Origin of the sequence: Proteus sp. G2626 (genome assembly GCF_009915985.1) — a bacterium.
GTDB classification, from domain to species: Bacteria; Pseudomonadota; Gammaproteobacteria; order Enterobacterales; family Enterobacteriaceae; genus Proteus; species Proteus vulgaris.
This window is the reverse complement of record NZ_JAABNH010000007.1, coordinates 52708-76490: the sequence shown is the minus strand read 5'-3', so window position 1 is coordinate 76490 and position 23783 is coordinate 52708. Positions and strand designations below refer to the sequence as shown.

Here is a 23783-nt window from a genome sequence, read left to right as displayed (position 1 = left end):
AGGATGGCAAATCAATAAATATTGCAACATCCTGACTCAAATCCCTACGCCAGTATTATCTGGATCAGGTTCCACGGGTTTTTCTCAGCCTAAAAAGGCACCCCGTTGAGACTTTCCCATTGTAGATAAATCCACGCGTTGTGCAAAGTCTGTTGATAGAGGTTTACCGTCTGTGAGTAGTATGAAACAATGAGTTATCTTTCAAATTTGGTTATTGAGGTAGTCTAGTGATCGATGATGATGGCTACCGCCCGAATGTAGGGATTGTAATTTGTAATCGGCAAGGGCAAGTGCTTTGGGCTCGTCGCTATGGGCAACATTCATGGCAGTTTCCTCAAGGAGGAATTAACCCTGGAGAATCGCCAGAGCAGGCAATGTACCGAGAGTTGTTCGAAGAAGTTGGGTTAAGTCGCAAGGATGTTAAAATTCTTGCTTCCACGCGTAACTGGTTACGTTACAAGTTACCTAAGCGTTTGGTGCGTTGGGACACAAAACCTGTTTGTATTGGACAAAAACAGCGTTGGTTCCTTTTGCAGTTAACAAGTAATGATAAGGACATTAACGTTCAACAAAGCAAAACGCCAGAATTTGATGGTTGGCGTTGGGTGAGCTATTGGTATCCCGTTCGACAAGTCGTCTCTTTTAAACGTGATGTCTATCGTCGTGTAATGAAAGAGTTCGCACCAGTAGTCATGCCATTGCAAGAACAAGTGTCTTTACCTCGTCCATCGTATGGATATCGGCGTAAAAGGTATTAGATAACACTATGCTGACACGTTTGCGAGAAATTGTAGAAAAAGTGGCTATGGCAGCCGGGCTTCCAGAAGCACTTGAACTCTTAGTCAAGGAAACGTGTCAGGCAATGCACACGGATGTGTGTTCTATTTATCTTGCCGATAAGCAACGTCGTTGTTTTTATCTAATGGCCACAAAAGGGCTTAAAAAACCCAGAGGGCGGGCTGTTAGCCTTTCATTTGATGAAGGTGTTGTTGGTGAAGTTGGACGCCTTTCTGAGCTTATTAATCTCGCAGATATTCGTGAGCATCCTAGTTTTAAATATCTCCCTCAAGTTAAAGAAGATGACCTCCGCGCTTTCCTTGGAGTGCCCATTGTTTATCGTCGCCAACTCCTAGGTATTTTAGTGGTTCAACAAAAAGAGCGTCGCTTATTTAACGAAAGCGAAGAGTCTTTTATGGTGACGCTGGCAACACAGCTTGGTGCCACATTGTCACAAGTACAAACTAAAGGGCTTTTTGGACAATATCGTCAAAGTCGTATTAAAGCTCTTTCGGTATCCACTGGCGTAGTCATGGCCTATGGTTGGCAAGAAGTCTCTCAACCTATCCTTGAAAATGTCTTTAAAGCCAGTGCCCTTGATATAAAAGCAGAATTAAATCGACTTACAGTGGCTTTAGAAGAGGCTACTGCTGAATGTCGCCGTTTTAGTAAACGTTTTATGGCGAATGCTCAAAAAGAGAGTGCTGCCATTTTTGATCTCTACTCGCATTTACTCAACGATCCCCAGCTTAAACACAAAATGACAGCGATTATCACTCAAGGATATGTTGCGGAGTGGGCTGTAAAAGTGGTTGTTGAGAAAGTTTCGGCACAGTTTTCTAGTTTGAAAGATGGCTATATGCGAGAAAGAGCCTCTGATCTTAAAGCATTAGGACGGCGTTTATTATTTCATTTAGATGATGAAGTAAGCTCAACTAATATTTGGCCTGAGCGCTTTATTTTAGTGGCAGATGAACTGAGTGCGAGTTTATTGGCAGAATTACCCGAACAACAACTCGCAGGTGTTATTGTGCGAGATGGTGCGACACACTCACATTCTGCCATTCTTGTTAGAGCAATGGGGATCCCCGCGATTATGGGGGCGGATATCCAACCTGAGCTTTTACATAATCGAATGCTTATTCTTGATGGTTATCGTGGTGAGATTTTTATTGAACCAGAGCCTTTTATTACTCAAGAGTACAAACAAATTATTGATGAAGAGAGTGTATTAAGTCAGATTGCAGAAGATCAGCTAGAACAGCAGGCAGTTTTAAAAAATGGTGAAGCGGTTAGCGTTCAATTGAACGCGGGTTTGAATATTAAATATGAGCAACGTATTAGTCTCGGAATAGACGGTGTTGGCTTATATCGAACAGAAATTCCATTTATGTTACAAAGCGGTTTTCCATCAGAAGATGAACAAAAAAATCGCTATCGTGAAATACTCTCTTTCTTCCCCGATAAACCCGTTGTGTTACGAGCTTTAGATATTGGCGCAGATAAACAACTTCCTTACATGCCCATTAATGAGGAAAACCCTTGCTTAGGTTGGCGAGGAATAAGAATATTACTCGATCAACCTGAAATTTTCCTTATTCAGCTCCGTGCTATGCTAAAAGCAAACCTCGAATTTAAAAATTTGAAAATATTGTTGCCGATGGTGACAAGTATTGATGAAATTGACGAAGCGAGAACATTGTTATTACGCGCATGTGATGAAGTGAGTCGAGAATTAAAATGTGAATGTGCTTTGCCACCGTTAGGTATTATGCTTGAAGTCCCTTCGTTGGTGTTTATGCTGTCACAATTAGTTCATCGGGTTGATTTTATCTCTATTGGAACAAACGATTTAACTCAATATTTGCTTGCTGTCGATCGTAATAATACCCATGTTGCATCACTCTATGATAATTTGCATCCTGCGTTATTACGTTCACTGAGTTTGATTGCGACACAATGCCAATATTACCAGTTACCCATCAGTGTTTGTGGTGAAATGGCAGGAACACCTATCGGGGCATTGCTGTTAATAGGGCTTGGTTTTAGGCAGTTAAGCATGAGTGGACGTAGTTTACCTAGGGTAAAATACTTATTACGCCATCTTGATCCTGTGGTGTTACAGCCTTTTATGCAACAAGTGTTGCAAGCTGAAACAGCAACAGAAATCAAAAAATTGTCTTCTGAATTTATGGAAAGGCAGGGATTAGGTGGATTAATTCGCGGAGGCATCTGACATGCCTTTGTATAAGCCTTTTCTGTGTTAGTGATAAAGAGCAAACACAGAAATTATTAATTAAGTGAAGTAGGGAATAATGAGTATAAGCTACCTTAAATTTCCAGAGATTGATCCCGTTATGTTTTCTATCGGGCCGGTGTCATTACACTGGTACGGTATGATGTATTTAGTTGGATTTGTTTTTGCCTTATGGCTTGCAAACCGACGAGCGGCAAAACCGAATAGTGGTTGGAATAAAAATGAAGTTGAAACATTACTTTATGTCGGTTTTGTGGGGGTGTTTATCGGAGGGCGCTTAGGTTATGTTTTATTCTATAATCTGCCTGTCTTTTTAAATGATCCTCTTTACCTCTTTAAAGTTTGGGATGGCGGTATGTCGTTCCATGGTGGCTTAATTGGGGTAATTTGTGCCATGATTTGGTTTGCAAAACGCACTCAACGTAGATTTTTTCAAGTGGCTGATTTTGTTGCGCCTTTAATTCCATTTGGTTTAGGTTTAGGCCGAATTGGTAACTTTATTAATGGCGAATTATGGGGACGCGTCACATTAGATACGCCTTGGGCCTTCTTATTTCCAAACTCTCGTTCAGAAGATCTTCAGCTTGTTGCTCAAGATCCATCAACGCTATTGCCTATTATTCAAGAGTATGGGGTTTTACCTCGCCACCCATCACAGCTCTATGAAATGCTGTTAGAAGGTGTGGTGCTATTTATTATCCTTAATATTTTTGTACGCAAAAATCGCCCTGTAGGCAGTGTATCGGGTCTATTCCTGATAGGTTATGGTGCATTCCGTATTATTGTTGAATTCTTCCGTCAACCTGATGCGCAATTAGGGTTATTTAGTGGTGTGAGTATGGGGCAATTACTTTCAATTCCAATGATTTTGTTGGGTATTATTTTTATGGTATGGGCTTATCGTCAAGATAAAAGAGCACCACAAAACTCAACATCTGCTCACAAATAGTGTGAGATGAATTTTTTATTATTAGCTAATTAACGAGAGAGACAACATGAAGCAGTATCTGGCATTGTGTCAACGCATTATCGATGAAGGACAATGGATTGATAATAAACGGACAGGAACCCGTTGTTTAACGGTGATTAATGCCGATCTGGAATATGATGTTGCGAATAACCAATTTCCGCTGATAACGACACGAAAAAGTTTTTATAAAGCCGCAATAGCAGAACTGTTAGGGTATTTGCGTGGCTATGATAATGCTGCACAATTTCGTGAAATTGGTTGTAATACATGGAATGCCAATGCGAATGAAAATAGTGCATGGTTAAATAACCCTTATCGCAAAGGTGAAGACGATATGGGGCGTGTTTATGGCGTTCAAGGACGCCAATGGCAACGTCCTGATGGTTCTCATTTTGATCAACTGCGTAAAGTGGTAGATAACTTGGCTAAAGGTATTGATGATCGTGGTGAAATCATCACGTTTTACAATCCGGGTGAAACTGAACTAGGGTGTTTACGTCCTTGTATGCATACGCATACTTTTTCACTTGTCGGTGATACGCTTTATTTAACCTCTTATCAGCGCAGCTGTGATGTGCCATTAGGTTTAAATTTTAACCAAATTCAGTGCTTTGTTTTATTAGCGCTAGTGGCTCAAATCACAGGACATAAACCAGGTAAGGCATTTCATAAGATAATCAACGCACATATCTATGAAAATCAATTACCTCTAATGCGCGATGTACAGTTAAAAAGGGAGCCATTACCGTTACCAACGTTGCATATCAATCCCAAAATCAAAACATTGGAAGATATCGAAACGTGGGTAACAACGGATGATTTTACTGTTGAAGGCTATCAATGCCATGAAGCGATAAAATACCCATTTACAGTATAATTCCTCCTATTGCTTTTAAAGCCCTTGTTTAGTCATAAGCAAGGGCTTTTTATTTTAAAATTAAAGTGTTGTCACTATTTATTAATTATAAATACGTTTATTTTGTATTTTCTCTGAAAATATTATTATTGCGTAGCTGTTCGAGAAAAACGTTTATCTTTGTTTACCTTTAAGCTTGTCATCTGCATGCTCATCGCAGGCTAAAAGGAGAAACAAATGAACAACAACAGGGAAATAAGCCTAAATAAAGCGCTTCAGAAAGAAAGTGAGCAAGGTGTTAGCTTACTTGAAATACTTATCGTGATGTTGATAGTGTCTATTTTAAGTTATCTATCAATCTCTTCTTATCAACATGTTATCAAACAACGCCATTTAATACAGAATGTGCGAGAAACCATCGCTTTTCTTTCTTATCAGCGACAGCAAGCGTTACTGTTTAATGTCAAAATTAAAATAGTATTTTGGCTATCGCCTCATAATAAAATAATGGCGACACCTCTTCATTATTTGCCTGTGCAACAAGAAATTTTCTCTTTAGCTCCAGGCATTCAACTTAAGCAATCAACAATCTCAAATGTTACGTTTGGTGGAATTCGTCAAACGTTAAGACCCATGAGTTTTGTACTTCAAAGTGAAGAGGGGGAAGTAAAAATTATTATTTCATCGTTAGGACGGATAAGAGCATGTAGTCAGAAAATAAAGGTATTTGCATCATGTTAAAGCGCTCTGTATTTTCTTTTTCATCAGGAATGATGTTGATGGAATGCCTTTTCGCTATCGCGATAAGTGGCATATTATTCCTTTGTATCAGTCGAGCTTATCCTCAAATAATGAATACATTGTTCTATTCCTATCAACAATATCAATTAGATGTTTTTTTAAGAGAACGATTATTGGTACTTGAAACGCAGTTAAGGCGTACAGGATATTGTTATGGTGACTGTGTTAATGGGTTGAAGTCAAATCAGTTGCAGGTATCACCTCTAAAGTTAGGGCAATATCCTCATCAAGAAAAAAATTCCTGCATTATTTTTGCTTACGACATCAACAGTAATGGTCGATGGGAGCCACCTTCGTCAAAAGAGAGTGATTATTTTGGGTATCGCCTTAAAAAGGGTCAATTAGAGCAATTAAGAGGCGTAAAAGATTGTGATTCTTCAGGCTGGCAACAATTTTTCGAAAATAATGAGATTGAGGTAACAGAGTTTATCTTACAGCCCTATACAAAAATTTATTCTGTGAAAGCAAATCCGTATTTTTATCTTTCTGTTTCTTTAAAATTTCATTTAAAACAAAAGCCTGAAATAAAATCACATTATCAAAATACCATCCGTTTAAGGAATGTGACTGCACTATGAATATTTATTTCACTCACAGGAGCAATGAACAGGGCTTAGCGGGTATATTTGTCGTGATAGGTTTTATTGGCATGAGTTTATCTATGCTTGGAAATTTTTCTTACCATTACAGGCAATCTGAACAAATAGTGATGCAAGAGTTACAAGCAAGACAGGCCTTTTTATTTGCTGAATCTGCATTGAAATGGGGAATAACACAGGATTGGGATCTTTCATCAATACAATTAAACAAATGGCAATGCCGTCATTTTTATGCCGATCCCAAAATAAAGAGCTGCTTATTTTTAATCTCTACAGATAAGGCTTTACTTCAAGGACAAGCAGAAAGCTTATTAGGTTATAAAATATATCATTATCAATGGGTTAGTTTTAAAAAGGGAAAAAATAAAGTGATTGTTACTGAACCAAATGGGTGGTTAGATTATTGCCCATTTGTGCATAAGGAGTGTGTATCATAAAAAAAGGTCAAAATAGATCAGAAAAGGGGTCCATCTTACTTAATACAATGTTTGTATTACTATTTTTTAATATTAGTTTTGTCGCTATTATAGGGTATAGTCAATCATTAAAAGCTGATTTTCAGCGGTTAATTCAATTACAGCAAACAGGGCAAGGGATTTTTGTTTTATTTGAAATATTGCCTGATAAATCACCTTATTATTTTGCTTATAACCAGAAAATAATGACACGTTCTCTTTCATATTCTGAAGGTTGTCAGCAAATAGAAGGTTATGTTGGTAATAATGTTTTACCTGCGATAAGCCTATACTACTGGTCATGCAATCCATAAGATGAGGGTCTGATGTTTCATATATATCATTCAAATCAGTTGTCATTATTAAAGTCACTTATGGTGCACTTTATGCAGACCAGGCCACTCTCTTCTCCCTTTGAACAAGAAGTGATCTTAGTACAAAGCCCTGGAATGTCCCAGTGGTTGCAAATTCAGCTTGCTGAAAGTTTAGGAATTGCAGCAAATATTCGCTATCCATTACCTGCAACATTTATTTGGGAAATGTTTACGCGAGTACTATCAGGTATACCTAAAGAAAGTGCTTTTTCTAAAGATGCCATGACATGGAAATTAATGGCATTACTACCTGAATATTTAGTCCATGAAGCATTTAAGCCACTACTTCATTATCTTGATGATGATGAAGATAAACGTAAATTACACCAATTAGCGGGACGTGTTGCTGACTTATTTGACCAATATTTAGTGTATCGGTCAGATTGGTTGGCCGCATGGGAAAACGATGAATTGATAGAAGGGTTGAGTGAAAATCAGCACTGGCAAAAAATATTGTGGGTAGCATTACAGCAATACACCAAAGATCTCAATCAGCCTCAATGGCATCGTTCTAATCTTTATCAACAATTTATTTCGACATTAAATGGTGCAAAAGAAGGAGAACTTCAGCACTGTTTTCCACCTCGTATCTTTATTTGTGGAATTTCTGCATTACCTCAAGTCTATTTGCAGGCACTGCAAGCAATTGGGCGTCATACAGAGATCTATTTACTTTTTACAAACCCTTGCCGTTACTATTGGGGAGATATTCAAGATCCTAAATTTCTTGCTCGTCTTAATAGTCGAAAACCTCGTCATTATCAGCAATTACATGAATCGCCTTGGTTTAAAGATGAAAAAAATGCCTCTTTATTATTTAATGAAGAGGGAGAGCAAAATATCGGTAATCCGCTATTAGCCTCATGGGGAAAGCTGGGTAAAGATAACCTCTATTTTCTTTCTGAGCTTGAATATACTGATGTGTTGGATGCTTTTGTTGATATTCCAAGAGATTGCTTACTTCATCAATTACAAGCAGATATCCTTGATTTAGACGATTTTTCACAATTAGGCACAACTCTTAAAACTTATGAATGTAGTGAGAAAAAACGTGTTATTTCGCCTGATGATCACTCTCTGACCTTTCATGCAAGTCATAGCCCACAACGTGAAGTGGAAGTATTGCAAGATCAATTATTGCATTTGCTAGAGCAAGATCCTGAATTACTACCACGAGATATTATTGTGATGGTTGCAGATATAGATAGTTATACGCCTTATATTCAGGCTGTTTTTGGTAATGCACCTGCTGAACGCTATCTTCCTTTTGCGATTTCTGATAGAAAAGCACGTCAAGCACACCCTGTATTACAAGCCTTTATTACACTATTAGAACTTCCTCAAAGTCGTTTTACCGCAGAACAAGTATTAGCTTTACTTGAAGTGCCTGCATTAGCAGGACATTTTTCTATTTTTGAAAGTGAATTAAAATTACTACGCCGATGGGTCGATGAATCAGGTATACGTTGGGGATTGGATGATGAAAACGTAGCTTCATTTTTACTCCCTATCACTGGTAAAAATACCTGGGAATTTGGTTTATTGCGTATGTTGCTTGGTTACGCAATGGAAAGCGAAAATGGCCCTTGGAAAGGTGTACTTCCTTATGATGAATCCAGCGGTCTAGTTGCAGAACTTGCAGGGCATCTTGCTGATTTTCTTTACACATTAAGTGAATGGCGTACACGTTTAAGTGAAACACGTTCCTTAGAAGCGTGGTTAGAAATTGGACAACAATTGGTTGATGCCTTTTTTGAAGCTGATGGAGAGACCGAGTTAGTTTTAGCGTTGATAACACAACAGTGGCAAAAAGTGATTGAGAACGGATTAAAAGCACGATATCAAAATGAAATTCCATTAGTGCTTATTCGCGATGAATTAACAGTACGGTTTGATGATGAAAAGATCAGCCAGCGTTTTTTGGCAGGAAGCTTGAACTTTTGTACGTTAATGCCTATGCGCTCAATTCCTTTTAAAGCAGTGTGTTTATTAGGAATGAACGATGGTGTTTATCCTCGTAATATACAGCCGTTAGGTTTTGATTTAATGGCAGAAAAGCGCCGTCGTGGTGACAGAAAACGCCGTGATGATGACCGTTATTTATTCCTTGAGGCGCTTAGTTCGGCCGAAAAATACCTTTATATCAGCTACATCGGTAAATCAATCCGTGACGATCGTGAGTGTAACCCGTCCGTCTTAATCAAAGAGCTACAAGATTATATTGGCCAAAATTTCCGCCTACCTGATGATGGAAAACTTAATGTTGATGACAGTGCAACTCGCATTAACCAGCATTTATTAACACAGCATAGCAGGGTTCCTTTTGCTCAAGAAAACTTCCACATTGAGGCATCTTCTCGTTCTTATGCCTCAGAATGGTTACCAGCAGCCCGTGGACAAGGGGCTGCTCATCAAGGTTTTACGGAATCACTAGATGATGATGCATCAATAGATAAAGTCTCCGTTGATGCACTTTCTCGTTTTTATCGCCATCCTATCCGCGCTTTCTTCCAACAAAGATTAAAAACCAACTTTGTTATTGAAGAAACAGAATTGCCCGAAGAAGAGCCTTTTGTGATAAATGCACTTCAACGTTATTTATTAAATCAATGGCTATTGAAAGCTTTGATTGATCAAACGTCAACGGAATCGTTATTTGAGCGTATTAAAGCAGCAGGGCAACTTCCAGCAAGTGCATTTGGTCAAATTTATTGGGAACAACAAATAGAAGAGCTACTTCCTTTAGCGGAAAAGGTGAGAAGTGAACGATTAGCTACGCATTCTGTCACACTAGAGCAACGCTTTAGTGCGATGCCGTTGATTGGACGTTTAAATGAAGTGCAAGCAGATGGCTTACTACGTTGGCGACCTGCGAGCTTAACGGCTAATGACTTATTGCAACTGTGGATTGAACATCTGGTTTATTGTTTGAAAGAGGGGACTGGCGAAAGTCGGTTTTATGGCAGAAAAGAGACGCAATGGTGTTTATTACCGGTTGAGCCTGAATTTGCCTATTCAACTTTAGATAATTTAATTCACGATTATAAACAAGGGCTAAATAGCCCATTAGCATTGTTTGCAAAAAGTGGCTGGGCTTGGCTACAAGCTTGCTATGATAAAAAAACACAAGAATTTTTACTGGATGATGAAGAGACTCTCGCAAAAGCGGAGTTAGTGCTGCTACAACATTTAACGGATAGCTATAATCGAGATGGTGAAATGAGCGATATGTATGTTCAGCGTGCTTTTTCTCAATTAGACGAGCATTTTTTACAAACAGTAAAAAAGACGGCATTAACGATATTTAAACCAATAATTCCATTTTTAAAAAAATAAGGGAGCTCATATCAGATGAGAAAATACTTATCGCAACTATGGATCATGTTGCTATTGATGCTAGTGAGTATCAACAGCTTTGCTGCTGATCCTCTTTGGCAAGTATTGCCAGATAGTATTGAAAAAAGTGAAAGTGATCCACGGCAATATCAAGCGATTAAATTGCCTAATGATATGACTGTATTACTGGTTTCTGACGAAAAAGCAGTTAAATCATTAACGGCAGTTGCGTTACCTGTTGGCGCATTAGAAGATCCTGATAGTCAGCAAGGGCTGGCGCACTATTTGGAACATATGGTGCTAATGGGATCGGTGAAATATCCTCAATCTGGCAGTATGTCAGAGTTCTTACAAAAGAATGGGGGATCTCATAATGCGAGTACTACAACGTATCGTACTGCTTTTTATTTAGAAGTGGAAAATAGTGCCATTAATGAAGCCGTTGATCGTCTTGCTGATGCCTTAGCTGAACCTTTACTTGATCCTAAAAATGCAGATCGCGAACGTAATGCGGTTAATGCTGAATTAACCATGGCGCGTGCACGTGATGGTATGCGTTTTTGGCAGGTTAGAGCAGAAACCTTAAACCCAGCACATCCAAGTTCTCGTTTTATGGGCGGAAATTTAGAAACGCTGAGTGACAAGCCAAATAGTAAACTTCAAGATGAATTAATTAAATTCTATCAAACGCACTATTCTGGCAACTTAATGAATGGGGTGATTTATAGTAATAAATCACTTGATGAATTATCTAAATTAGCCGCAGAAACCTTTGCTCGTATTCCAAATAAAAAAGCAGATATCCCTGTAACCACGGTGCCTGCGATGACGGATAAAGAAAAAGGGTTAATGATCCATCTGGTGCCCGCTTTACCACAAAAAACCTTACAAATTGAATTTAATATTGATAATAATGTTGCCGAATTTCGCAGTAAATCTGATGCGTATATTGGTTATTTAATCAGTAATCGTAGTTCAGGAACACTTGCAACATGGTTACAAGATCAAGGTTTAGCTGAAAGTATCAGCGCATTTTCAGAGCCTTATATCGATCGTAATCAAGGCTCATTTACAATTTATGTTGCGCTAACAGATAAAGGTTTAGCGCAAAAAGATAAAGTCATTGCAGCTATTTTCTCATACCTTCGATTAATAGAGTCGCAAGGTATTAGTCAGCGTTATTTTAATGAAATTGCGAATGTTTTAGATCTCTCATTCCGTTATGGTTCGATTGTTAGAGATATGAATTATATAGAAAGCATTTCAGATATGATGTTGCGTTATCCAATCAAAAATATCTTGAATGCAGATTATATTGCCGATAATTATGAGCCTTCAGCAATTCTTTCTCGTCTAGAATCACTTACGCCAGAGAAAGCGCGTATTTGGGTGATAAGTCCTAATGAACCGTCTAACAAGCAAGCCTATTTTGTTAATGCACCTTATCAAGTTGATAAAATCACAGCTAAACAATTAGAAACATGGCAGATATTGTCGGATGATATTTCATTATCTTTACCAACACTTAATCCCTATATCCCCAATAATCTGTCGTTGATTGATGCAGATAGTAAAATCACCAAACCACAATTATTGTGGCAAGATAAAAGTGCTCGCTTGTTCTATATGCCATCACACTATTTTTCTGATGAGCCAAAAGCCAGTGTGACATTAAGTTTGGTAAATAAGAAATCAGACATTACGGTTAAACAGCAAGTTACACAAGCTCTAACAGATTATCTCGCGGGCTTAGCGCTCAGTGAATTATCTTACCAGGCCTCTGTTGCAGGTATGAACATCTCATCCTCATCAGGACAAGGTATTGATTTTTCAATGAATGGTTATACTCAACATTTACCTGAGTTAGTGAATGCGACATTAAAAAGCTATATGAGTTTTGAATCGACTCAAGAAGAGCTAGATCAGGCTAAATCTTGGTATCGCGAACAACTTGAAGTTACTCATAACCTAAAAGCATTTGAAGCAGCAATGTTGCCCGCTCGCCAATTAAATACGATCCCGTATTATGAAGAAGCTGACAAACTCAAAGCATTAGAGTCAATTACACTGCAAGATATTATTGATAATCGTCGTGAAGTGATTAAAAACGCCGCACTTCAAGCGTTGATTGTTGGTAATTTAACGCCAGAGCAAAGCCGTGATATTGTGAAATCTGCGCATGAGTTATTAGGTAATCAAGGGACAGAATACTGGATTGGTGAAACATTAGTTTTCAATAAATTTGATGCAGTTGAATTTCAAAATAAATCGAACAGTACGGATAATGCCTTAGGCGAGCTTTATATTCCTACAGGGTATAGTCGCCTTGAAGGTCAGGCTATTTCTTCTGTATTAGCTTCGGTTATTAAGCCTTGGTTTTATGATCAATTAAGAACAGAAGAACAACTCGGTTATGCTGTATTTGCTTATCAAGGCACAATGGGTGAACAGTCTGGCTTAGGTTTCTTATTGCAAAGTAATGCTAAACCGCCAGTTTACTTAAATGAACGTTATAACGCATTTTATCAGCAAGCCTACGAACGTTTGAAAAAAATGAGTGAGGCTGATTTTAATCAGTATAAGCAAGCAATTATTACTGAAGTTAAACAACCACCTCAAACTTTCTATGAAGAAGTCTCTCTTTATCGAAATGATTTCCATCGTAATAATTTAAAATATGATGGACGAGAGAAATTCTTAGCTGAGCTTAATAAAGTGACGTTAAAACAAGCTATTGAGTTTTATGAAAAAGCAGTAATAAAACCAAATGGTTTTGTGTTTGTTTCTCAAATAATTGGCAAAGATGGTAAAGATGCTGATTATGCGCAAAATAAAAAATGGAAACGTTATACAACCGTCAGTGAATTACAAAAAACGTTACCAATTGAGGAAATTAAAGAGTGAGTGAAGTGATACAGGCACAGCCATTAAATCCTTATACACTTCCTTTATATCAAAGGCGCCTTATTGAGGCTTCTGCAGGTACAGGTAAGACCTATACCATCGGACTACTGTATTTGCGATTACTTCTTGGCTTAGGGGGAGATTCTGCGTTTTATCGTCCTCTCAGCGTTGAAGAGATTTTGGTTGTGACATTTACAGATGCGGCCACTGATGAATTACGTGCACGTATTCGTAAAAATATCCATGAACTAAGGCTTGCCTGTATCCGCCATGATGTTGATAGTGGTGACAAAACATACCAAGAGTTACTCAAACAAATTCCGAATAAAGAGTTAGCCGCGCAGTGGTTATTAGAAGCTGAGCGTCAAATGGATGAAGCAGCTATTTACACTATTCATGGATTTTGCCAGCGTATGCTGGCAAACAATGCATTTGAGTCAGGTGTATTGTTTGAACAAGTTTTGATCCAAGATGAATATGAGCTGAAAAAACGTGTTTGTGCTGATTTTTGGCGTCGCCACTGTTATCCCCTTTCTTATGATGTTGCTAATGCGGTTAGCCAGATTTGGTCTGGTCCAGAGCAACTGCTTTATGAAATACAACCTTATTTACAAGGTGAAATGCCAGAAATTGAAGGTGTGGCATTAGACAGTGAAAATGAATCAGTAAAAGAGCGTCATCAGGCTGTTATTGAAGCCATTAACAAGGTGAAAGCGCGCTGGAATGAACATCATCATGAAGTTGAAGCGTGGATAACGGCCTCAGGCGTGGATAAACGAAGTTATAGTAGCCGTTTTTTACCTAAATGGATTGAAGAAATCACGCTGTGGGCAGCAACATTTGAAACGAAAAGCTATCAACTACCTGATTGCTTGGTTCGTTTTTCTCAAGAAACCTTAAATGAAAAAGCCACCAAAGGCCCAGCTCCAGAACATATTCTTTTTGTTGAAATTGAGCATTTAACAAAACAAAGCTTAACACTGCGTGATGTTATTTTAGTAAACGCTATTCCTGAAATACGCCAAGGTATTGAAAATGAAAAAATGCGTCGGGGTGAAATGGGGTTTGATGATCTCTTAACACGTTTAGACAGAGCATTAAAACGCGAAGGTGCAGACGCGTTATCGCAGGCTATACGTGAGCGTTATCCCGTTGCAATGATTGATGAGTTTCAAGATACCGATCCTCAACAATACCGTATTTTTGATGCTATTTATGGTGAGCATGAAAACAGTGGATTACTTTTTATCGGTGATCCTAAACAGGCAATTTATGCTTTCCGTGGTGCTGATATTTTTACTTATATTCAAGCACGAAAACAAACAACACACCATTACACTTTAAACACTAACTGGCGCTCTGCTCCAGGGATGGTGAATGCAGTTAATAAACTTTTTATGCGCTCCAGTGCTCCGTTTTTATTTGAGCATATTCCTTTTATTGAGGTGAGTTCTGCTGAAAAAAACCAAGACATGGCTTTTATTTATCATGGTAAATCGATCTCACCTTTTAACTTTTGGCTTGCTGAAGGTGAAAGTCTATCAGCGGGAAATTATGAGCAAATGATGGCAACGCAATGTGCAGCTCAAATTCGTGATTGGTTATCAGCAGGCGATCAACAGCAAGCATGGCTCCTAGAGCAAGGTGAAAAAAAATCACTGACATCGGCCGATATCATGGTGCTGGTTCGTAGTCGTAGAGAAGCATTACTTATTCGTGATGCACTAAATTTACTCTCTATACAATCTGTATTTTTATCAAACCGTGAAAGTGTATTTGAAACGAATGAAGCTAAAGATTTGCTTTGGTTACTGCAAGCAGTTGTAACGCCAGAGAAAGAGCGCGTTTTACGAGCCTCTTTAGCTAGTCGGTTATTTGGTTTTAGTGCAAGAGAAATTGATAGCTTAAATCATGATGAGCAGCGCTGGAATAGTTATGTAGAGCAATTTGCTGATTATTATGTTTTATGGCAAAAACGTGGCGTTTTACCGATGTTGCGTAAAATTATGATGGATCATCATATTGCCGAGGATCTACTTGCCAGTATCGAGGGGGAACGAAGGCTCACTGATATTATGCATCTTGGTGAATTATTACAAGAAACCTCATTACAACTTGATAGTGAACATGCGCTTATACGTTGGTTAGCACAACAAATTTCTCATCCTGATGCACAATCAGAAAGTCAACAAATGCGCTTGGAAAGTGATCGAAATCTTGTGCGAATTTGTACTATTCATAAATCCAAAGGTCTTGAATATCCTATTGTTTGCCTGCCTTTTGCTTGTAATTATCAAGAGCAAAAAGGGGCGCTTTATCATGACAGAGAAAAATTTTACGCTAAGTTAGATATTTTTAGTCGACCGGAAAGCATGCGTTTAGCGGATGAAGAGCGTTTAGCTGAAGATTTACGCCTACTTTATGTGGCATTAACACGTTCTAAATTTTGTTGCTATGTCGGTGTTGCACCGTTGGTGAAAGGGAATAAACGTAAATCGGGGAACACCGATCTCCATAAAAATGCTTTAGGGTATTTATTACAGCAAGGTGAAGAAGGAAATAGTGAATTATTACATCAATCCATCCATGCATTACTCGATGAAAATATTAGTGTGAGCACGCTTAATGGTGTTTCAGCACATCGTTACCAACCTCAGTTAGTCAGTGACGAAAAATTAGAGGCTGCGGTATTTAAACGTAAAATTCATGATAATTGGCGCATAACCAGCTATTCAGGATTAACGTATCAACATTCAAATCGCGGATATCATTTTGATGTTGGCGATATTGAGGATTTGGTGCAGTCTATTGCACCAGGACTGGATACTGATGCCAAAGGTGAGAAACAACGAGAAGAAGTTGGAGCCCATTCGATTCATCATTTCCCTCGAGGTGCAGTTGCAGGAACATTCTTACATGGTTTGCTTGAAGTTTTGGATTTTTCTCAACCCATTGATGAACAATGGATGCAAGAGCAATTAATGGCTCAAGGCTTTGATGAAAAGTGGGCACCATTATTAGTAACCTGGATGGAAACCCTGTTTCATACCCCTCTTAATGCTGATGGGTTATGCCTTGCTGATATCCCTAATACACAACAACTTGATGAATTGCAATTCTATTTACCGATTGAACAAGCAGTCTCATCATCTCAGTTGACTCAATTAATAAGTCAGTTTGATCCCTTATCAAAGCGTTGTGCACCTTTACAATTTCAGCAAGTAGAAGGCATGTTAAAAGGCTTTATTGACTTAGTTTTTTGTTGGGAAGGGAAATATTATGTGGTGGATTATAAATCGAATTGGCTAGGTGAATCGAGTGAGGACTATACTCAAGAAGCGATGGTTAATGCAATGATAGATCACCGTTACGATTTGCAGTACCAACTCTATACGTTAGCGTTACATCGTTTTTTACAGCAACGTATTCCAGATTATGATTACAAAAAACATTTTGGGGGAATTTATTACCTTTTTTTACGTGGTATAGATAAAGCACACCCTGGAAATGGAGTTTATGCCTATTTACCTGATGAAGCGTTTGTTTTAGCGCTAGATGCACTATTTACAGGAAAAAGTATGAAAAGTAGTACTTCTGATGTAGTCGATGAGAAATCAAAATGATCAAACTATTAGAACAAGCGATTACACAAAATGTATTACGCCCGTTAGATCTTCGATTTGCACAAATGCTGGTGGAAGATGAAAATCCGATTTTACTGTTTATATTTGCCTATTTAAGTGCTCAAACAGGGGCGGGGCATGTTTGTTTACCATTAAATATTATCAAAGAAAATCAATTGTTTGATGGTAGACAAGAAGAGCTTTCCCGTGAAATTTGGCAAAGAATGGGGGAGCCTTCGACTCATCAAATAATAGAAGCGTTAATGCATAGTCATTGTGTGACACAAGGTGACGATAATTCTCCGTCACCTATCATTTTAGATAATGGGCTTCTCTATCTACAAAGAATGTGGAGCTACGAAGAAAAAGTGGCTCAATTTTTTAGGCGAGAACACCCCATTGTCGATAATGATGAAAAGGCATTAATTGTAGCCCTCAATCAGCTTTTTCCAACAGTAAAAGAAAATCAAGAAACCAATTGGCAGAAAGTAGCTGCCAGTGTTGCTATAACGAGTCCTATCGCTATTATTTCAGGAGGGCCAGGAACAGGGAAAACCACAACCGTGGCTAAAATTTTAGCTGCTTTTGTGATGCTTACTTCAAATGAGAAACCCATTATTCAACTAGCCGCACCAACTGGAAAAGCAGCAGCTCGATTAACAGAATCTTTAGGTAAAGCACTTGCACAACTTGCTTTAAGCGAAGAAGAAAATAAATGGATGCCAAAACAGGCACAAACTATTCATCGTTTGTTAGGGGCTCAGCCCGAAAGTCAACAAGTGCGTTACCATAAAGATAACCCATTACAGCTTGATATCTTAGTTATTGATGAAGCATCAATGGTTGATTTACCTATGATGGCTCGCTTAATTGATGCACTTCCAACGCAATGCCATGTTATTTTTTTGGGTGATAAAGATCAGTTAGCTTCTGTTGAAGCTGGGGCTGTGTTAGGGGATATTTGTCGTTTTGCGGATGATGGTTTAAGCCAAAAGCGATTTGAAAAAATTGATTATTTAACACAAGGTGAGTTATCAAAATCAGCAAATGCAATTTCTGTTTCTAACACACCGGTTTCAGTTGTCAGTGATTCGCTTTGCTTATTACGAAAAAGTTATCGATTTGGCTCCAGTTCAGGCATTGGCCAACTTGCTTTTGCTGTAAACCAAGGACAGACCAAAACAGCCCTAACACTGTTAAAGAAAGCAAAAATTACACCTCAACAAATTGAAATGGCACTAGATACTCAAGATGTGAGTTTTATTCCATTAGAGAGTGATGAAAACTATTTACTGATGATACAAGATGCGGCACAAGCCTATCGTCAGTATCTCTCATTGATAGCAGAAAAAGCCTCTCCTGATGCTATTCTTAACGCATTTAACCAATATCGTTTATTGTGCGCATTAAGAGAAGGGCCTTTTGGTGTCAGCGGATTAAACGAGCGAATTGAAATGCTATTGCATCGCCAACGATTAATTCGTCGCCCCACAAATAGCTATCAGAGTGACTATATTGGGCGCCCAATTATGATCCAGCGAAATGACAGTACTCTTGGGCTGTTTAATGGTGATATCGGAATTATGCTCAATAATGATGAAGGCGAAATGAAAGCCTTTTTCCAATTACCAGATGGTACCTTGAAAGCTATTCAACCTAGCCGATTACCTCAACACGAAACGGCGTATGTCATGACAGTACATAAATCGCAGGGGTCTGAATTTACACACACCGCATTGGTATTACCTGAAAAATTTTCGCCCGTAGTCAGCCGTGAATTGTTGTACACTGCTTTAACGCGCGCTAAACAAAAGCTTTCTCTTTACGCTTGCGAGTATATGGTGAAAATGGCTATTCAAACACGTATTCAGCGTCGAAGTGGGTTAGTCGATAAATTACGTTATTAATATTTACCTAATAAGATAAAAACAATAAAAGACAGGCATTGAGAGGGATACCTGTCTTTGGGGTTGTGTTAAATATTACTCTTTATGTAAATCTAAAATCAAGATCTTAGAGCGACGCTGATAATTGTAGAGCGCTTGTTTTTCAATGGGTAACTTATCAATTTCAGCAGGTTCAAATCCTTTCTCTTGAAACCAGTGAATACTTCTCGTTGTTAAAACAAATAGTTTCTCTAGTCCCAATTGCTTAGCATGAGTAGAAATACGTTGCAGTAATACTTCACCACGGCAAGAACTACGATAATCAGGATGTACGGCAACACAGGCCATTTCACCAATTTTTTCTGATTGATAAGGATAAAGCGCGGCACAGGCAATAGTCATATTATCGCGTTCAATAATAGTAAATTGGTCTATCTCTATTTCTAATTGTTCTCTTGAACGTCTGACTAAAATACCTTGTTGTTCTAATGGGCGAATAAGTTCGAGTATGCCACCAATATCATTGATATTGGCTCTGCGAACTTTTTCTGCGCTTTCCATCACAATTTGAGTCCCAATACCATCTCGAGAAAATAGCTCTTGAATAAGCGCACCATCAGATTGATAACTTAATAGATGACTGCGTTCTACCCCCCGACGACAGGCTTTAACAGCGCCTCGCAAGAATCTAACTGTACCTGAGTGGTAATCACCTTCTGTTTGTAGTTCTTGAATTTTGTCTTCTGCTTGATTAGGTAGTAATTCAGACACAATGTGACCATCTTCATCAACCACTCCCTGGAAAGAGCAAAAACCAATCATTTTTTGCGCTTTAAGTTTTATAGCAAGTTGTGTTGCCACTTCTTCTGATGTGAGATTAAAACTTTCACCTGTAACAGACACGGCTACAGGGCCAATTAATACAATGGCATTACTGTCTAATTGACGATGAATTGCTTCTTCATCAATACGGCGAATTTTTCCGCTGTGACAATAATCAACACCATCATCAACTCCTAAAGGTTGCGCGATGACAAAGTTGCCACTAACCACATTAATATGCGCGCCTTGTAATGGTGTATTACTTAAACTCATTGATAAACGTGCGGTAATATCGAGCTGTAATGTACCCGCAGCTTGTTTAACAATTTCTAAGGTTTTACTATCTGTAATACGGGTATATTTATGATAAATCGGAGAGACTTTTTGCACTTCAAGTGCCATATCAATTTGTGGTCTTGCGCCATAAACAACCACTAAACGGATACCTAAACTGTGTAGTAATCCAATATCGTTAATGATGGATGGGAAATTTTCATGTGCAATAGCTTCGCCACCCAACATAATGACAAATGTTTTGCCTCTATGTGCATTAATATACGGAACCGAGTGGCGGAATCCATCGACCAATTCGGTGCTACGCTCTTTCATAAAGCCCTCTCAAATGAATTTTTATTCGCATTTTATGTATTTTTATTCTTTTTGGTGAGAAATGGCAAGTAAAATCCTATCTTATTGTTTTGCATAAGGGCAGAATATTCGTGTAAAAGTGAGTAATTGTGCTGTTTTTAAGTGACAGTGAAGTGTGGATTGGGTAAAGTTTTTCGTTCTTAACTTTTTTTATCTCTTTTTAGAGTTTATTGACGTTAATCGTTTTTTTGGAATATTTTCATGAGTCATTCTGAGCACAATCAAACTCGTCGTCGTCTTATTAAAGGAATTGGCGCGTTATTATTGTTAAGTGTTAGCCCTGTTGGCTTGGCTGCGACAGCATCTATTGTGGCCGTCAGGGTCTGGCCTGCCTCGACTTATACTCGCGTGACTATAGAATCAAGTACACCACTTAAATATCGTCAGTTTGCATTATCAAACCCTGAACGTATTGTGGTGGATTTAGAAGGTATTCAACTTAATAGCGTACTAAAAGGGGTTGCTAATCAGGTGCAGACTAGCGATCCTTATTTGAAATTGATCCGTGTTGGTCAAAATACGCCCAAAACAGTGCGACTGGTATTTGAGGTAAAAACAGCAGTGCAGCCACAAATGTTTACTCTAAAGCCTGTTGCGGAATTTAAAAACCGTTTAGTGTTAGATTTCTACCCAAGTCACGGCTCAGACACTGAAGATGACCCACTCTTAGCACTGTTACGTGAATATAATGATGGCGATTTACAACAAGCGGTACCCGCACAAACAGATACACGTAAACCGGGTCGGGCGGGACGAGATAGGCCAATTATCATTATGATCGATCCTGGGCATGGCGGGGAAGATCCCGGTGCCGTTGGGAAATATAAAACGCGTGAAAAAGATGTGGTATTACAAATAGCACGTCGCTTAAGAACATTAATCGATAAAGACGCCAAAATGAAGGCGTATATGACACGTAATGAAGATGTGTTTATTCCATTAACAGTGCGTGTTGCTAAAGCACGAAAAATGCAAGCAGACCTGTTTGTCTCTATTCATGCAGATGCATTTACTAATCGTTCTGCCAGAGGCTCATCTGTTTTTGCGTTGTCAAAAACAGGTGCGACCAGTAATACGGCACGTTATCTTGCGCAAACTCAAAATGAGTCTGATTTAATTGGTGGTGTGAGCAAAAGTGGTGACCGTTATGTTGATCATGCCATGCTTGATCTTGTGCAAACAGCGACTATCAATGACAGTTTGAAATTTGGTAGTGAGGTGCTTAAATTGTTAGGAGGGATTAATAAACTGCATAAAAATAAAGTCGATCAGGCAGGATTCGCTGTATTAAAAGCGCCTGAAATCCCTTCTATTTTAGTAGAAACTGCCTTTATCAGTAATATCGAAGAAGAGAAAAAACTGAAAACGGCTAAATTCCAGCAACAAATTGCAGAATCTATTTTTAAAGGTATCAAAGCTTATTTTGCTAATGGTGGTGAGTTAACCTTAGCTGATCGTAGCTAGTGTTTTCCTCTTATCTTTTATATTCCAGTAGAAAGTAAACATTGCTTTCTATTGGGGTTTCTTATTACTTTTCAATAAAATAACCTTATTTAACATCATGACTTTATTACAAAAAAGATAACTAATAGAATAAATATATGGACAGAGTAGGGAATAAAATTGAATTAATTTAGGAAGAGGGTAAAAAATGAGAGAGATATCTTGAAAGAAAATTGGTTGCGGGAGCTGGATTTGAACCAACGACCTTCGGGTTATGAGCCCGACGAGCTACCATGCTGCTCCATCCCGCGACTGAATTGTTATTTATAGAATTGGTTGCGGGAGCTGGATTTGAACCAACGACCTTCGGGTTATGAGCCCGACGAGCTACCATGCTGCTCCATCCCGCGACTGATACTATAACTGACTACTTTGTGAATTGGTTGCGGGGGCCAGATTTGAACTGACGACCTTCGGGTTATGAGCCCGACGAGCTACCAAGCTGCTCCACCCCGCGTCTCCACAGAGGGGCACTATACTCAGGATCTGGTGAGTTGCAAGTTTTTTATGAAATTTTTATCGTTTTCTTTTAAAAACGGTCAGAAATAATACATGGAGATGCAATTTTAGGCAGTTATACTTGTCATGCTTCGAGTTATAGTACAATTCTGTGAGTTGAGTCATATATAGTTTATCTATGCACTTTACCTTTTTTCATTTGTTATCTACCTGTATCTCGAATTATTTAGAGCATATATTTAATGTTTAAAAGTCGTATTGGTTAGTTGATAATAGAAGACATTAGCAATGGGGGACATTCATATCTTTATTGATTTGGCTTTGGTATCTTTCTCATTCAAAATCAACTCTCAAATTTAATCATTAAGCGAGTAAAAAATGGTTACTTGGCGAAAATCGTTAATTTTAGGTATGTTAGCGCTTGCCTTAACAGGATGTCACCGTCCCACAGAGCAAGGTCAGCAATATAAAGATGGAAAGCTTAAACAGGACTTGATCGAAGTCAGCTCGCCAAATACACAAGGTACACCGATTAATGGCCCAGATTATCTGCAACAAATTAATCAGATAAGTCAAACATCATCTCGCTTGTATAATAGCCATCAAGAGACTTATCAAGCTGTTGAAAACTGGTTACGTTCAGGGGCAGATACTCGCCAATTACGCCAATTTAATCTTTCTGCATTTCAAATGGAAGGTGTTGATAATTACGGTAACGTTCAATTTACTGGCTATTATACGCCAGTTCTTGAAGCTCGTTTAACACGACAAGGCGAATTCCAATACCCTCTTTATAAAATGCCCGCGAATAGCCGTTCTAAGCTTCCTTCACGCGCAGCTATCTATAATGGCGCATTAAGCCAATCTTTGATTGCTGCTTACAGTAATTCCATTATGGATAACTTTATGATGGAAGTTCAAGGGAGTGGCTATGTTGATTTTGGTGATGGAAAACCGCTTACGTTCTTTGGTTATGCAGGAAAAAATGGGCATGCTTATCGAAGCATTGGTAAAGTGCTTATCGATAATGGTGAAGTAGAAAGAAAAGATATGTCGATGCTTGCTATCAGGGAATGGGCTGATAAACATAGCGATGCTGAAGTAAGAAAATTGTTAGAAGAAAATCCTTCATTTGTCTTTTTTAAACCCGAACCTTTTACACCAGTAAGAGGTGCTAGTGCTATTCCATTGGTTGCACTTGCATCTGTTGCTTCTGATAGAAGTATTATTCCAGCGGGAACTGTATTATTGGCTGAAATTCCTGTACTTGATAATACTGGTAAGTTTACCGGTGAATATCAGATGCGTTTGATGGTAGCATTAGATGTGGGCGGTGCAATCAAAGGACATCATTTCGATATTTATCATGGAATTGGCAAAGATGCAGGTCATATGGCTGGTTTTTATAATCATTATGGCCGTGTTTGGGTATTAAAAAAATCACAACTTAACTTACTAAATCCTGCGTCATAAAACGATTTACTATTCATCGAGTTATTATTAACGGTAAAAT

Annotated in this window: 15 protein-coding genes, 3 tRNA genes and 1 riboswitch; of the genes, 13 read left to right on the top strand and 5 right to left on the bottom strand. The window is 38.5% G+C overall.

Features of this window, described 5'->3' with window-relative positions; all coding sequences use genetic code 11:
* Positions 1–23: 23 nt before the first annotated feature.
* A riboswitch (TPP riboswitch) is annotated at positions 24–115 on the bottom strand.
* Between the two features lie 112 nt (positions 116–227).
* The 7 genes from rppH to GWJ05_RS02830 all read left to right on the top strand — a co-directional run bounded on the left by rppH (position 228) and on the right by GWJ05_RS02830 (position 6697).
* Positions 228–758: an RNA pyrophosphohydrolase gene (gene rppH, locus GWJ05_RS02860; protein ID WP_036934096.1), complete on the top strand. Its 531-nt coding sequence runs from the start codon at positions 228–230 to the stop codon at positions 756–758.
* A gap of 8 nt (positions 759–766) precedes the next feature.
* Positions 767–3013, top strand: a complete 2247-nt coding sequence (gene ptsP / locus GWJ05_RS02855) for a phosphoenolpyruvate--protein phosphotransferase (protein WP_036934094.1) — start codon at positions 767–769, stop codon at positions 3011–3013.
* Positions 3014–3092: 79 nt separating this feature from the next.
* A complete protein-coding gene (gene lgt, locus GWJ05_RS02850; RefSeq protein ID WP_087803500.1) occupies positions 3093–3983 on the top strand; it encodes a prolipoprotein diacylglyceryl transferase in 891 nt (296 codons plus the stop codon).
* A gap of 46 nt (positions 3984–4029) precedes the next feature.
* Positions 4030–4881: a thymidylate synthase gene (locus GWJ05_RS02845; RefSeq protein ID WP_087803502.1), complete on the top strand. Its 852-nt coding sequence runs from the start codon at positions 4030–4032 to the stop codon at positions 4879–4881.
* A gap of 216 nt (positions 4882–5097) precedes the next feature.
* Positions 5098–5601 carry a prepilin-type N-terminal cleavage/methylation domain-containing protein gene (locus GWJ05_RS02840; protein WP_052038425.1) on the top strand — a complete coding sequence of 168 codons (504 nt, stop codon included), beginning with the start codon at positions 5098–5100 and terminating at the stop codon, positions 5599–5601.
* Positions 5595–6239 (top strand): prepilin peptidase-dependent protein, encoded by a 645-nt coding sequence (locus GWJ05_RS02835; protein WP_036934090.1) that lies wholly within the window; start codon positions 5595–5597, stop codon positions 6237–6239. Before GWJ05_RS02840 ends, GWJ05_RS02835 begins: the two co-directional genes overlap by 7 nt.
* Complete coding sequence (locus tag GWJ05_RS02830) at positions 6236–6697, top strand: DUF2509 family protein (protein ID WP_161681041.1); 462 nt, start codon at positions 6236–6238, stop codon at positions 6695–6697. The genes GWJ05_RS02835 and GWJ05_RS02830 overlap by 4 nt, the downstream gene beginning before the upstream one ends.
* An 87-nt stretch (positions 6698–6784) precedes the next feature.
* On the opposite strand, the gene GWJ05_RS02825 is transcribed toward GWJ05_RS02830, so the two are convergent.
* A complete protein-coding gene (locus GWJ05_RS02825) occupies positions 6785–7075 on the bottom strand; it encodes a hypothetical protein (protein ID WP_163826587.1) in 291 nt (96 codons plus the stop codon).
* Here GWJ05_RS02825 and recC point away from each other — a divergent pair.
* The 4 genes from recC to recD are packed head-to-tail and all read left to right on the top strand — an operon-like array spanning position 7042 to position 18859.
* Positions 7042–10425 carry an exodeoxyribonuclease V subunit gamma gene (gene recC, locus GWJ05_RS02820; protein WP_036934087.1) on the top strand — a complete coding sequence of 1128 codons (3384 nt, stop codon included), beginning with the start codon at positions 7042–7044 and terminating at the stop codon, positions 10423–10425. The genes GWJ05_RS02825 and recC overlap by 34 nt on opposite strands.
* A 15-nt stretch (positions 10426–10440) precedes the next feature.
* Positions 10441–13329 carry a pitrilysin gene (gene ptrA / locus GWJ05_RS02815; RefSeq protein ID WP_087803506.1) on the top strand — a complete coding sequence of 963 codons (2889 nt, stop codon included), beginning with the start codon at positions 10441–10443 and terminating at the stop codon, positions 13327–13329.
* Entirely contained in the window at positions 13326–16952 is a 3627-nt protein-coding gene (gene recB / locus GWJ05_RS02810; RefSeq protein WP_161681039.1) for an exodeoxyribonuclease V subunit beta, read from the top strand. Before ptrA ends, recB begins: the two co-directional genes overlap by 4 nt.
* Positions 16949–18859: an exodeoxyribonuclease V subunit alpha gene (gene recD, locus GWJ05_RS02805; RefSeq protein WP_036934082.1), complete on the top strand. Its 1911-nt coding sequence runs from the start codon at positions 16949–16951 to the stop codon at positions 18857–18859. The genes recB and recD overlap by 4 nt, the downstream gene beginning before the upstream one ends.
* A 75-nt stretch (positions 18860–18934) precedes the next feature.
* Here recD and argA read toward each other — a convergent pair whose 3' ends face one another.
* Positions 18935–20269 carry an amino-acid N-acetyltransferase gene (gene argA, locus GWJ05_RS02800; protein WP_036934080.1) on the bottom strand — a complete coding sequence of 445 codons (1335 nt, stop codon included), beginning with the start codon at positions 20267–20269 and terminating at the stop codon, positions 18935–18937.
* Between the two features lie 240 nt (positions 20270–20509).
* Between argA and amiC the strand changes: the two genes are divergently transcribed.
* Positions 20510–21772: an N-acetylmuramoyl-L-alanine amidase AmiC gene (amiC, locus tag GWJ05_RS02795; RefSeq protein ID WP_087803508.1), complete on the top strand. Its 1263-nt coding sequence runs from the start codon at positions 20510–20512 to the stop codon at positions 21770–21772.
* 213 nt (positions 21773–21985) lie between these two features.
* On the opposite strand, the gene GWJ05_RS02790 is transcribed toward amiC, so the two are convergent.
* The 3 genes from GWJ05_RS02790 to GWJ05_RS02780 form a co-directional block, all read right to left on the bottom strand.
* Positions 21986–22062: transfer RNA gene (locus GWJ05_RS02790), tRNA-Met, on the bottom strand.
* A gap of 22 nt (positions 22063–22084) precedes the next feature.
* Positions 22085–22161: transfer RNA gene (locus GWJ05_RS02785), tRNA-Met, on the bottom strand.
* Between the two features lie 30 nt (positions 22162–22191).
* Positions 22192–22268: transfer RNA gene (locus tag GWJ05_RS02780), tRNA-Met, on the bottom strand.
* 380 nt (positions 22269–22648) lie between these two features.
* Between GWJ05_RS02780 and mltA the strand changes: the two genes are divergently transcribed.
* Positions 22649–23743 carry a murein transglycosylase A gene (mltA, locus tag GWJ05_RS02775; protein ID WP_036934074.1) on the top strand — a complete coding sequence of 365 codons (1095 nt, stop codon included), beginning with the start codon at positions 22649–22651 and terminating at the stop codon, positions 23741–23743.
* The last annotated feature ends 40 nt before the right edge of the window (positions 23744–23783 follow it).